At 72.0% G+C, this 12,145-nt stretch carries 11 protein-coding genes and 1 pseudogene; 8 read left to right on the top strand and 4 right to left on the bottom strand.

The genetic code is table 11. The features are described 5' to 3' along the window. Positions 1–432 precede the first annotated feature (432 nt). The 5 genes from AB0M16_RS20485 (at position 433) to AB0M16_RS20465 (ending at position 4,372) form a co-directional block, all read left to right on the top strand. Complete coding sequence (locus AB0M16_RS20485) at positions 433–1,062, top strand: NAD(P)H-dependent oxidoreductase (RefSeq protein ID WP_365344780.1); 630 nt, start codon at positions 433–435, stop codon at positions 1,060–1,062. Positions 1,063–1,097: 35 nt separating this feature from the next. Next, positions 1,098–1,991 (top strand): SDR family oxidoreductase, encoded by an 894-nt coding sequence (locus AB0M16_RS20480; RefSeq protein ID WP_365344778.1) that lies wholly within the window; start codon positions 1,098–1,100, stop codon positions 1,989–1,991. Continuing rightward, positions 1,988–2,989: a PHP domain-containing protein gene (locus AB0M16_RS20475; RefSeq protein WP_365344776.1), complete on the top strand. Its 1,002-nt coding sequence runs from the start codon at positions 1,988–1,990 to the stop codon at positions 2,987–2,989. The genes AB0M16_RS20480 and AB0M16_RS20475 overlap by 4 nt, the downstream gene beginning before the upstream one ends. A gap of 155 nt (positions 2,990–3,144) precedes the next feature. Then, positions 3,145–3,705: a hemerythrin domain-containing protein gene (locus AB0M16_RS20470; protein WP_365344774.1), complete on the top strand. Its 561-nt coding sequence runs from the start codon at positions 3,145–3,147 to the stop codon at positions 3,703–3,705. Positions 3,706–3,877: 172 nt separating this feature from the next. Further along, on the top strand, positions 3,878–4,372 hold the full coding sequence (locus AB0M16_RS20465; RefSeq protein ID WP_365344772.1) for a hypothetical protein: 495 nt from the start codon (positions 3,878–3,880) through the stop codon (positions 4,370–4,372). Positions 4,373–4,471: 99 nt separating this feature from the next. Here the strand turns inward: AB0M16_RS20465 and AB0M16_RS20460 are convergent, their stop codons facing one another. The 4 genes and pseudogenes from AB0M16_RS20460 to AB0M16_RS20445 all read right to left on the bottom strand — a co-directional run bounded on the left by AB0M16_RS20460 (position 4,472) and on the right by AB0M16_RS20445 (position 7,846). Next, positions 4,472–5,032: a histidine phosphatase family protein gene (locus AB0M16_RS20460; protein ID WP_365344769.1), complete on the bottom strand. Its 561-nt coding sequence runs from the start codon at positions 5,030–5,032 to the stop codon at positions 4,472–4,474. A 17-nt stretch (positions 5,033–5,049) separates the two neighbouring features. Continuing rightward, positions 5,050–5,820 (bottom strand): annotated as a pseudogene (locus AB0M16_RS20455) (ornithine decarboxylase); the annotation flags it as partial. Positions 5,821–5,995: 175 nt separating this feature from the next. Then, complete coding sequence (locus tag AB0M16_RS20450) at positions 5,996–6,634, bottom strand: alpha/beta hydrolase (RefSeq protein WP_365344767.1); 639 nt, start codon at positions 6,632–6,634, stop codon at positions 5,996–5,998. Between the two features lie 303 nt (positions 6,635–6,937). After that, entirely contained in the window at positions 6,938–7,846 is a 909-nt protein-coding gene (locus AB0M16_RS20445) for a hypothetical protein (RefSeq protein ID WP_365344765.1), read from the bottom strand. 244 nt (positions 7,847–8,090) lie between these two features. Here AB0M16_RS20445 and AB0M16_RS20440 point away from each other — a divergent pair, with 244 nt between their 5' ends. From AB0M16_RS20440 to AB0M16_RS20430, 3 genes are all read left to right on the top strand, one after another. Then, positions 8,091–10,844 (top strand): M4 family metallopeptidase, encoded by a 2,754-nt coding sequence (locus AB0M16_RS20440; protein ID WP_365344763.1) that lies wholly within the window; start codon positions 8,091–8,093, stop codon positions 10,842–10,844. A gap of 247 nt (positions 10,845–11,091) precedes the next feature. Beyond that, the gene (locus AB0M16_RS20435; RefSeq protein ID WP_365344761.1) at positions 11,092–11,475 is read left to right on the top strand and encodes a hypothetical protein; all 384 of its coding nucleotides are present in this window, start codon (positions 11,092–11,094) and stop codon (positions 11,473–11,475) included. A gap of 157 nt (positions 11,476–11,632) precedes the next feature. Next, entirely contained in the window at positions 11,633–12,046 is a 414-nt protein-coding gene (locus AB0M16_RS20430) for a hypothetical protein (RefSeq protein WP_365344759.1), read from the top strand. Positions 12,047–12,145 lie beyond the last annotated feature (99 nt).

Raw genomic sequence — 12,145 nt, 5'->3', positions numbered from 1 at the left:
CGCATCAGCGTGCTCTTCGCGATGCTCCGCGACGGCACCTTCTACGAACCCAGAACCCCACGCCTCGCTTGACGAAAGACATAGAGGCACCCCCCCCAGAGCGGCGGAACAGTGTGCATGGGGACCAGGTTCCCGGGCATGCGGGAGTGGAGCGGATGACATGGCCGCTCCGTCTGGGCCCCGCGCTCTCCCCCCGTCCGTGGGGCCCGGCAGGGTGAAGACCGGCCCGCACCAGTGGTGGGTGCGGGCCGGTCACCGGCTCCGGACTCGGGCCTGCCCATCGTCACCCGAAGACGCCGGGTGCTGGGGGTTCGGGGGCCGCTCCGGATCCGACGGCAAGAGACGCCGGCTGCTGGGCCGGGCCCGCCCTCGCTCGGTGGGTATCACCATGCACGGTGGATACGGCCCGACCCTCGGGGTAGCCGGATCCACATGGACACCACTACTGAAGCCACGCCGCTGCGCGCCGTAGCGCTGGTCTGCACGCTTTCGCCGTCGCCGAAGCCGTCCAGCTCGCAGCTGCTCGCCGAGCAGACCATGGCCGCCCTCGCCGACCACGGCGTCACCGGGAAGGTGATCCGGATCGCGGACCACGACGTCAAACCGGGTGTCGAGGTCGACATGGGCGGCGGTGACGCCTGGCCGGAGATCCGCGACACGATCATGGGCTGCGACATCGTGGTGCTGTCCACGCCCATCTGGCTCGGCCACCCCTCCAGCATCGCCCAGCGGGTCCTGGAACGCCTCGACGCCGAGCTGGGCGAGAGCGACGACGAGGGCCGCATGCTCACCTACGGCAAGGCCGCCGCCGTGTGTGTGGTCGGCAACGAGGACGGCGCCCACCACGTCAGTGCGGAACTCTTCCAGGGCCTGAACGACGTCGGCTTCTCCCTGGCTCCGAACGCCGTCACCTACTGGGTCGGCGAAGCCATGCAGGGCAACGACTACCAGGACCTCGACAAGACCCCCGAGAAGACCGCGGCCACGACCAGGACCCTGGCCGCGAACACCGCACACCTGGCGCGCCGCCTCAAGGCCGCCGCCTACCCGTCCTCCACCTGACTTCCCACTCGTGAACCTGCCGGAAGGGGACCACGATGCCCTCCCACGACCAGCCGCGCACCACCGACCCGGTGTCGCTCCATGCCCGTCCCCCGTTCCCCGAGCAGGAACAGGACCCTCCCGGCTCGACGGAGGCGATGGCTCCGCGCCCCGACCACGGCGAGGACTCCTACCAGGGCCACGGCCTGCTACGCGGTCGCAGGGCACTGGTCACCGGTGGGGACTCCGGCATCGGGCGGGCCGTCTGCCTGGCCTTCGCACGGGAGGGCGCCGACGTCGTCTTCGCCCACCTGCCCGAGGAGGCCGAGGAGGCCGAGGAGAGCGCCCGCCTGATCCGCGAGGCGGGCCGCACAGCGGTGGCCGTCGCGTGCGACATCCGGTACGAGGACGAGTGCACCGCCCTCGTCGACAAGGCGGTGGGCGAGCTGGGCGGCATCGACCTGCTCGTCAACAACGCCGCCTACCAGATGGCCCAGCCCGACGGGATCGAGGCGATCACCACCGAGCAGTTCGACCGGGTGATGAAGACGAACCTCTACGGAATGTTCTGGCTCACCAAGGCCGCGCTGGCCCACATCCCCCGTGGCGGCTCCGTGATCAACACGGCCTCGGTGCAGGGCTATCAGCCCAGCCCGCACCTCCTCGACTACGCCATGACCAAGTCCGCGATCATCTCCTTCACCCACAGCCTGGCGCAGATGCTGGCCGAGCGCGGTGTCCGGGTCAACGCCGTCGCGCCGGGGCCGGTCTGGACGCCACTGATCCCGGCGACGATGCCCGACCCGACGAGGTTCGGCGAGCAGTCGCCGCTGGGCCGGCCCGCGCAGCCGGCGGAAATGGCGCCCTCCTACGTCTTCCTCGCCTCCGACCAGGCTTCTTACATCACCGGCGAGATCGTCAACGCCACCGGCGGAACCCCCCTGCCGTGACCCCGGACGAAGCCCTGCGCCGGATCGCCTTCCTCCTCGAATGGCGAGGGGCGTCCCCGTACCGGGTGCGGGCCTTCCACACGGCGGCGGACGCCGTCCGCGACCTTCCGCCTGGGCCGGTGGACGCCGCCCAGGCCGTGCACATCCGCGGGGTGGGCCCGGTGACCGCCGAAGTGATCTCCCAGGCGTCGACCGGCGCCGTACCACGCTACCTGGCCCGGCTGGAGGCCGAGGCGGAGCCGGAGGCCCGAGCGGGCTGGGACCTCGCGGCCGCGAGCACCGGGGACTGCCACCTGCACTCCGACTGGTCGGACGGTGGCAGCCCGATCGAGGAGATGGCCGAAGCGGCCCGCGCCCTGGGACACCGGTGGGCTGTTCTGACCGATCACTCGCCGCGGCTGACGATCGCCCATGGGCTGAGCCCGGACCGGTTGAGGAGCCAACTGGAGGCCGTGGCCGCCGTGAATGCCCGCATGGGCCCGGACTTCCGGCTGCTCACCGGGATCGAGTGCGACATCCTCGACGACGGCTCGCTCGACCAGGACGCAGACCTGCTCGACCGGCTCGACATCGTCGTCGCGTCCGTGCACTCCAAGCTCCGCTCGGAACCCGAGCCGATGACCGCCCGCCTGCTGGCCGCGGTACGCAACCCGCGCGTCGACGTCCTGGGGCACTGCACGGGACGGATCGTCACCGGCCGGGGCCGCCCGCAGTCCCGCTTCGACGCCCCTGCCGTCTTCGCCGCCTGCGCGGAAGCCGGTACCGCCGTGGAGATCAACTGCCGGCCCGAGCGACGCGACCCGCCGGACGACCTCCTCGTACAGGCGGCAGCGGCCGGCTGTCGGTTCGCCGTGGACACCGACGCCCACGCCCCCGAGCAGCTGCACTGGCAGAGCACCGGCTACGCACGCGCGGCGCGGGTCGGTCTGGGCGCGGACCGCCTGATCACCACCTGGTCACTCGCGCGGCTGCTGGGCGCTGGGCGCAGCCGGCAGTGAGACCACCCGCTTCCCCCCTCATCGTCCCGGCAACGGGTGCGGCCCCCTCCTCCGAGCGGGTGAGACGCGCCGAGCGGCCGGGCGTCCCCAGGTCCGGCGGGGAACCGATCGGTTCGGGCCGGACAGGCCGGACCCGAACCACATACGGAGGCGACATGGGACACGGTGGGAATGTGATCGACGAGCTGATGGCCGATCACCGGGAGGTGGAGGAGATGTTCGCCCGGATGCAAGCCATGACCGGTGCCGGGCAGCAGCTCCGCGATCTCATCGACGAGGTCACCATCGAGCTGGTGCGGCACTCGGTCGCCGAGGAGCAGTACCTCTACCCGGCGGTGCGCGAGCACGTCGAAGGCGGCGGGCCGATGGCGGACAAGGAGATCGAGGACCACGGGCGCGTCGAGAAGATGCTCAAGCGGCTGGAGAAGATGAGCACCGACGACGCGCAGATGAGCCCGCTCCTCCAGCAGCTCATGGACGAGGTCGCGGCCCACATCCAGGACGAGGAGCGCAACCTCTTCCCGATGCTGAAGCGGGCCTGTACGCCGCAGCAGCTGGACGAGCTCGGTGACAAGATCCGCCGCTCCAAGGCCATGGCGCCCACCCGCCCGCACCCCGCCGCGCCCAGCAGCCCGACCGCCAGCAAGCTCCTCGCCCCGGGCGCCGGTCTGGTGGACCGGGCACGCGACTTCGTGACCGGCCGCGGCACGTCCTGACACCCCCGTCCAGGGCGGCGCGCCGCCGCCCTGGACGTACGGTGACGTGCGTCATGCCGCACGCCCCCGCTTCCGGCTACGCTGGTCGGCCACGAGCGGAGCGGCGCAGCTTCGCGCCGCAGCTCGCGGGCCCCGGCAGGGTCCGGGCGAGCACGCCCCGGAGGAAGCCGCCGTGTCCGCCGAACTCGCACCCGTCATAGCCGCCGCCACCCGCTGGCTGCTGACCGCCTTCCCGCCCGCCCCGGGCGCGTACAGCAGGGCCCTGGCCGAGGCACAGGCCCAGCAGGCCGTCACCCTCGCCGCGGCCCTGCGGTACCCGACCCCGCTCGACGCCGAGATCCTGCACCTCCTCGGCCCGGGCGGAAGCCCCCGGCTGGACGGGCTGACCGGCGCCGATCACGGTGGCGACGCCGACGCGGACTGGCGGTCCTGGGTGGACGAGACCGTCGTCAGCTGGGCGGCCTGCCTCCTCGCGGACCCCGCCCTCGCCCACCACCTCGCCGATCGCGGGCAGGCCGGCGAGCTCACCCGACTCACCCGCCCCGGCGACCACGAGCACGACGCCGCACCCCTGCTGCGCCACCCGGACCTGCTCGAACCCGTCGCCGCACTCCACAGGGCACCGCTGCTGGACCTGCTGGACAGCGAGACGGCCGCCCTGGGGTAAGGCGGGAACGGTCCCGGCAGAGAGCTCCAGGGCGGCCGGACGAACCAGTCCGCGAGTTTCCTACGGGTGCCAACGGGTGCCCGACGAGGGCCAACGGGTTCAGTCGGACGGGGCCCAGAAGGCGCTCACCGTCCCACTGCCGGGCGAGAGGGACTGCCAGCCTCCCGGCACGTCGAGCACCACCACGCCCGAGGTCGGGAAGCCCGCCCTCACCCGCTCCACCAGGTCCGGGGGGCCGTTCCCGCACAGTCCGGTGGCGAGCTCGTGGATGCCCGGGTTGTGGCCGACCAGGAGCACGGTGCGCAGGCCCTGCCCCCGCTCCGCCAGTACGGCGACCAGCCGGCTCGGGGCGGCGTTGTAGAGCCGCTCGTCGTACACCGCGGGCGGCGGGTCGTCCAGGGCGAGGACCGCGAGCTGCCAGGTCTGCCGCGTCCTGCGGGCCGGGGAGCACAGCACCAGGTCCGGCTCGAGACCGGAGTCCGCGAGCCAACGGCCCGTCCGGGGCGCGTCGGCCCTTCCACGCTTGCTCAACGGACGATCGAAGTCGTCGATCGGCCGGCCCTTCGGCACGGCCTTCGCGTGCCGCACCAACAGCAGCCGGCACTCGACCGCCGGGTCGGTGGCTGAAGATGCCGGCCGGGACAGGGGATCCGCGGACATGGCCGCCTCCTCACGCTTCATTCTTCCTCGCACAGCACCCTGACACTGGTCTCCCGGGTGTCGACAGCATCCGGCACGACCATGCCCGCCTCTATTCCGGTGCGCAGATAGCCAAGAACGGCCGCGGTCAGGCGTTCACCGGGGAGCACGGCCGGGATGCCGGGCGGGTACGGAGTGAGCATCTCCGCGGCGATGCGCCCCGCGGCCCGGTCCCACGGGATCTGCTCGGTGCGCCCGAAGAAGGCGTCCCTGGGCAGTGCCGCCTGCTCGAGGCGCAGTTCGGCGGGCGAGGGAACGCGCACGGGCTGTCCCGTGCGCAGTCGGGGGGCGTGGGCGGCGACGTCGGTGAGAGCGGTGAGCAGGGTGTCGGCCGTGTGGTGGTCGTCGGCGTGGGTGAGCTGGGCGCTGACGCGGCGGTGGTCGCAGACGTGGAGATTGACGCGGTGGTTGCGGCGCAGCCAGTCGGCCGCGCGGTAGCCGGTGACCTGGCAGGCGCTGATGTCGACGACGATCTGGAGGGGGTCCAGGTCGGTGGCCTTGCCGGGGCCGCAGAAGTCGGTGCGGCCCTGGACGTGGAGGCCGTCGATGCGGGAGATCCGGTCGCGGACCTCTCCGGCGAGGGCGAGCGCGTCGTCGTAGAGGGCTTTGCCGTGCTCGACCATCTGGCGTCGTCAGCCGTCGAGGGCGGCGTACACGAGGACGGACGGGCTGGTGGTGCCGAGCAGGTCCTCACGCCCCTTGAGTACCTCGGGGGCCACCAGGTCGCCCTGGACGTGGAAGACCGATCCATACGTCCCCGCCTGCCCAGCGCGGTGCCACGGAAACACGGCACCGCGTCCTCGGACAGGCCGGCGCCCGGGACCGGCAGGTGCCGTGCTGGTGACCGCTCGCCCCCCGAGGACCGCACGTGCACGAGGCGTGTCGGCGCCCCACTGCCGTCGGGGCGGGCGGCCCCCTGGAGTACTAGGCGGTGATTCCAGCGGCGCGGGCCAGTACGTCGGCGGTCCGCGATCCCGCCGCGACCGCGTGGTCGGCGGTGCTGGGCAGGCAGCGAGCGTGCTCGGGGACGAACTCGGTCATGATGACGCCGGCGTGGTCCGTCGCGACCTCGTCGAGTGTCACCGGCCGGCCCTGTTCCTCAAGGGCCGTGCGCAGCTCGCGTGAACGCTCGACATCCACCACCGGATCGGCGGTGCCGTGCACCAGCCACACCGGGATCGGCGTCATCGGCCTTCCGCCCCGGCGGACGTCGTCGATCGGGGCGGTGCCGGTGGTCGGCGCGGCCGAGCCGTACGCACCGGCGATCCCCACCACGGCCAGCGGCCGCCACGTGCCGAAACCGGCGGGGTCCAGGGCGACGCCCATCGCGGCCTTGGCCCCCAGTGACCAACCGGCGAGCACGATCCGCTCGGGGTCCCCGCCGAATGCGGCTACCTGCTGCCGCGCGAAATCGGCCGACTCCCGCAGATGCGCCCGCCCGCCGTCCGGAGCATCGGGACGCCAGTCCGGCACCAGGACGACGACGCCCCGCTCCGCCGCCGCGCGGGCGATGGGCGCGAGGACGTCCCGCTCGTCCGGGCCCCTGCCGTGCCAGAGCAACACCGCCGGCACGGACTCCGACGTGCCGGCAGGACCGTAGACATCGATGAGCTTGCGGCCGGCCCCGTATGCGAGCCCTGCCCTGACAACAACCTCCGCGGCCACCGCGACACCCCCGAGCTGTTTCCTACCAACATGATCACGCTACCAACGGCCGGCGCCCGGGCGCCGCGGCCCCGTCGGTGCGGGCCGACCGGCAGCCGTGCCCCGGCACATCGACCGCCTGTCCGCTGGGTCACGGACGAAGAACCTCCAGCAGTACGACGAGACGTCCACCGTCGCCCGCACCTTCGACACACGCCCGCCCTACGCCTCGGAATCGCCCGATGCCTCGGCGCGCGGCGGAAGCCAGCCACGGGTGGCCGCCTGGACGCCGGCCTGGAAGCGGGTGTCGGCGTCGAGTTCCTCCAGCATGCGGGTGATGCGCCGGCGGGCGGTGTGCACGTGCACACCGAGGCGCCGCGCGATGGTCTCGTCCTTCAGGCCGGAGGCGAGCAGCCCGAGCAGTTCGCGTTGGTTCGAGGTGGGGGGACCTTCGGGGCCGCCCGGGCCGGCGAGCGGGGTGGCGCGGTCCCACAGGGATTCGAACAGCGGCAGGGCGGCGCGGTGCAGCAGGCAGTCGCCGAACACCAGGGCCGCTGCGCCTGCTTCGTTCTGGCCGGGCGGCGGGGGCAGCAGGCACGTACGACGGTCCACGAGGACGAGGCCTGTGGACAGCCGCTGCGCGATCCGGGCCTGGAGACCGAGGCCGGTGAGGGCGATCAGGTCCTGCGCCCGGTCGGGGAAGTCGGTAGCGCGCCGGTCGGTGACGATCCGTATGGCGACGCCACGCGCCAGCAAGCGGCGGATGCGCTCCGCGCCGGTCTTCTGGGCCCTTCCGGGCGTTCCGGTCGCACGGTCGAGGATCAGTACCTCCGTCTCGGCGGCTTCGAGCATGGTGGCCAGGCGGGTCCCGGCCGCTTCGGTGTCGATGAGGATCTCGACACCGGCCGGGGGTTCAGGAGGTGATGCGAGCGGTGCCGGAAGCTCGCGGGCCAGCCGGTCCGCGTAGGTGCGCAGGGACTTCAGTTCCGCCGACTCCCGGTGCAGGAGTGCTTGGCGACGCTGGATGAGTCCGCGCAATGCAGCGGCCGGGTCGTTGGGCGCGGGGAGTGCCGTGCTGCTGTCCTCGGGGGTCGGGGCCGGGGTCCGGTCGTGCGGGTCGGTTTCGATCATGCCGGGATTCTGGCTGCCTCCGCAGGTCCCTCACATCTGTGCATGGCCACTTCTGAGGGGCCCTCGGCTCTGGTCGCACGGCATCTGCGGCGCTTGTATGGCGGCGACTCACAGCAACGCCACAGGCACTCATGGTTGAGGAGACCCTTTGCCCGAGTTCAGTGCAGGTTCGCCGGATCCGACCCCGTCGACCCGACAAATATGGCGGAAACCACTCCGATCCGCCGGAGGATTAGCGGTTCTGTTGGCCGCCGCAATGACCCTGCAGGCACCGGCGGCGTGGGCCGCCGACCCCGGCCCCTCGAACGTCGTCCCCGGCCAGGACACCGCCACCCCGGTGCTCGTCGAGGGCATACGGGAGTCCGTCGACGCCAAGGCCACCCCGGCCGACGCGGCACGGGGGCACCTCGCGGCGAACAAGAGCCGCTACAAGATTCCCCGCGCGGGCAGCGACCTCGTCCCCGTGTCGGCAACGGCGACCGGATCCAGGAACGAGACGGTCCGGCTGCAGCAGAAGCATCGCGGTGTCGACGTCCTGGGCGGCCAGTACGTGGTGCGCATGCAGAGGCAGGACGGCAAGCGGGTCGTCACCGGCACGTCCGGGCACTACTTCACGGCCCTGAGCACCGACGTCACCCCCCAGGTCTCCGAGGACGTCGCGGTCCGACGCGCGGTGGCCGCCACGGCCCGCCGGTTCGGGGCGGCACTCGACAAGGAGCAGGCACCGCGCGCCGAGTCGGGCGCTCCGGCGGCCACCGGCATGACGGGTGAGGCCAAGGGGCTCGTCGTCCTGCCCCGTGGGGACGGCGTCCTCACCTACCGCGTCACGGTGCGCGGGACCGCGCCCGGCACCGGGGCGCCCGTCGTGGACGAGGTGTACGTGGACGCCCGGTCGGGCTACCCGGCGCTCCGGTACAGCGCGCTGAAGACGATGACGGCCCCGGCGGCCCGGACGGCCGGGGAGGCCGCCGGGGGACCGACGGCGCTCGACCCGCCGGCCGCTCCCCCGAACCTCGTCCCCGAGAGCGGATCCGGTGCCCGGCTGAGCGGCACCACGGCCTCCCTGGACATCGCCTACGACCCGGCGGCCGGCACCTACCTGCTCGCGGACCCGAGCCGAATGCGGGCCACCAGCAAGAGTCTCCTGGGGACGTGGGACGCCCGAGGCAAGTCCGTGTCGGAGACCTCCGGGACGTGGCCCTCCGGCATCACGATGTTCTCCTCCCCGAACACCGCCTTCGGAGCCGCGGCGACGGATTCGGGCGCTGTGGACGCCCACTGGAACGCGGGCCAGGTCTACGACTTCTACAAGAAGAACCTCGGGCGCGACAGCCTCGACGGGAACGGCGGGGCGGTCAACTCCCTGGTCGGCGTGACGTACTACGGCCTGCCCTACGCCAACGCGTTCTGGGACGGCACCAAGATGGTCTACGGAATCGGCGACTCGGAGTTCAAGCCGATGTCGGCCGACACGGACGTCGTCGGCCACGAGATGACCCACGGGGTCATCGAGCACACGGCGAACCTGGTCTACGCGGGCCAGTCCGGCGCCCTGAACGAGGCCCTGGCCGACTACTTCGGCAACGCGATCGACGTCACCGCGAGCGGGACGCCGATGAGCGACGCCGCCGCCGGCCTGATCGGCGAGAACCTGTGCCGTACGAAGGCCCCGTCCGACTGCGCGCTGCGGGACCTCAACGACGGGGCCACGACCTCGAAGAGCTTCCTGGGGGTGTCGTTCGCCACCGACAACGGGGGCGTGCACCTGAACTCGACCATCTTCTCCGGTGCGCTGTGGGACATGCGCGAAGACCTCGGCGGCACCCTTGCCGACAAGATCGTGTACAAGGCCGTCAACGAGTACATGACGCCGCTCGACGGGTTCACCGAGGCCCGGGGCGCGGTGCTCGCCGCGGCCGCGGCGCTGGGCGCGAGCGCCGGGCAGCAGAACGTCGTCAAGCGCTCGTTCAACGCCCACGGCATCGTCCCGGGCTGGGAGCAGGCACTCGGCGTCGACTCCGACGCCCTCTTCGGCACGCTGAACACCACCGAATCCGGGGTGGGCGCGGGCGGGGGCTGGTGGACGGCGTCGAAGTCCAACGACGACGGCTCCGAGCCGTACTCCGTCTACGCCGGCCGTCTGGACGGCAGCGGCGCCCCGAAGGTGATCAGCCCCAACGACGGCCGGTACCACACCTCCCCGGCCACCGACGGCAGGACCGTGGTGTGGACGGCGTACGGCCCGACCTCGGTGGACGTCCTCTCCCGTCCCGTCGCGGGCGGCCCGATCAAGACCCTGTACAGCTCGGCGACCGGCGTCGCGGGCCTGCGGGTGGAGAAGAACACGGTCGTGTTCGAGGAGTACGACGTCCTCGGCGGTCGGCACGTCGGCTATCTGCGGCCCACCGACAAGACCCCGGTCTTCACCGACGGGAAGAAGTGGACCACCCTGACCGCGCTGCCCTCCATCAGCGACAACAGGATCGCCTACGCGAAGCTGTACCCGCAGGGCGGTTCCTACCGGTTGGGCGTGGAGGTCGTCGACCTCGCCACCGGCGTGGCGGTCATGGCCGAGCAGCTCGACGAGCCGGTGAGCCTCGGGCAGACCGGCATCAACGGCAAGAACGTGTTCTGGCTGGCCGACACCGACGGGAGCGACGGTGGCCTGATGTCGGTCATCAGCTCCGGCCTGGACGGCCGCGATGCCCACGTCGTCAGCAGCGAGCGCAAGCCCGGCGCTTTCATCCCCTCCGACCTGACGGTCTCGCAGGACGCGCTGACCTTCGTGGCGCAGACGCCCGACACCCGGTACCGCAACGAGTCGCTGCCCAAGCTGTGGCAGCTGACCCTCGACGGCTCCCGTCGCGAGCGGGTCTCCTGCAACCGCGGTGAGCAGGGCTACCCGGCCGCCGGGGCGGCCCGTCAGGTCGCCTGGCTGGACGCGACCACCGGCTCCACCGACCTGGTGACCCGGGAACGGCCGGCCGGCACCTGCTGAAGCCTCCGGTGAGGGACGGGGCCGACGGCTGCGCCGTCGGCCCCGTCCGCGTGCCGGGACGTCTTCCGTCCTCCATGTCTTCCGTCCTCCATGCGCAGTCTTCCGTCCTCCCCGCGCAGTCTTCCGTCCTGCCCGCGCGTGGAGCCGGCTGCGAAGCCGACCCGTGGGTCTTTCCGATCTACCGATCCTGAGTCGGCCAGGCGACCACGTGGTCGAGGGGGGCAGCGGCTTCTGACAGCATGGGCCCGTGAACAGAGCGAACGACTCGGACGGCGGCCTCCGACAGCTGATGGGTCTGGAGGTCAGCGCCGTGGCTTTCGTGCGCGATTACGTCGAGCTGCACTTCGACGGGCCGGTACTGCGGTCCTTGAGCGACCCCTTGGGCGTGTACGGGGGCGCGGAGTGGCACTTCCCCGCAGCGGGGTCGCTGGACCTCATGCGCCGCTACATCGGTCTGACCGTCGACGGTTGTGAGGAGGAGCCGGAGCGGTTCCTCGCCCTGCATTTCGGGGAGCACCGCTTCGTCGTTCCGCTGGACGACGGGTCCAGCATGGGCCCTGAGTCGGCCCACGTGGTCGGTGTCGACGGGAGCGGCGCCCCTTCCCCTCGCGGAGGAATGTGGATCTGGTAGTCGATTCCGGCAGGAGTCATCTGCGCCGGTGGCCGCCGGCCTGCGTGGTCCGGCGGCCACCGGTGTGCGTACGGTGACCGGCAGAGGGCCGTCGTCCGGTCGAGCGGCGATGGGCGGGGCGGACGGGCCAGGGGCCGGACGATCAAGGAGGGCAGCCATGGACGAGAGGGAAAGTCTCTGCCGCTACGGGCTTCGCCCCGTCGGCGCGGACCTCGACGAGATCCGTGCACTCCTCAGGGGGCACACGGCGCGTGAGCGACGCTCCCAGGGCGAGGGCGACACCGTGCTGATGAAGCTCTGCTGTGTTCAGCTGTTCAACAACGGCGACCTCGACGACGTGCTCCTGGTCTGGAGTGCGAAGCAGGCCGGCTTCGACGCCGCGTGCTCGATCGACGTCGAACTCCTGCTCGGGAGCGGGCTCGACGCGACGAAGACCCACCTCTCGGCCGACCGTGCACCTGCTGCCGCTGCGGCACTGGATCGACTGCGCGAGCTCGAGGCGGACGGAGAGTTCGAGGACTTCTCAGTGGAGGAGCGCACCGCCCTCTACGACCAGTACTACGCCGACTGACGAATCCGCAGCGCCGCCGCGCGGCCGTCCGTGACGAGCCGGTGCCCGCAGGGCAACTGTCGGCGAACTCCGGCTGGTCTCCCCCGGCGACGCGACCGC

It is taken from the genome of Streptomyces sp. NPDC051921 (assembly GCF_040680975.1).
In the GTDB taxonomy this organism is placed as follows: domain Bacteria; phylum Actinomycetota; class Actinomycetes; order Streptomycetales; family Streptomycetaceae; genus Streptomyces.
This window is presented reverse-complemented; position numbering and strand designations above follow the sequence as displayed.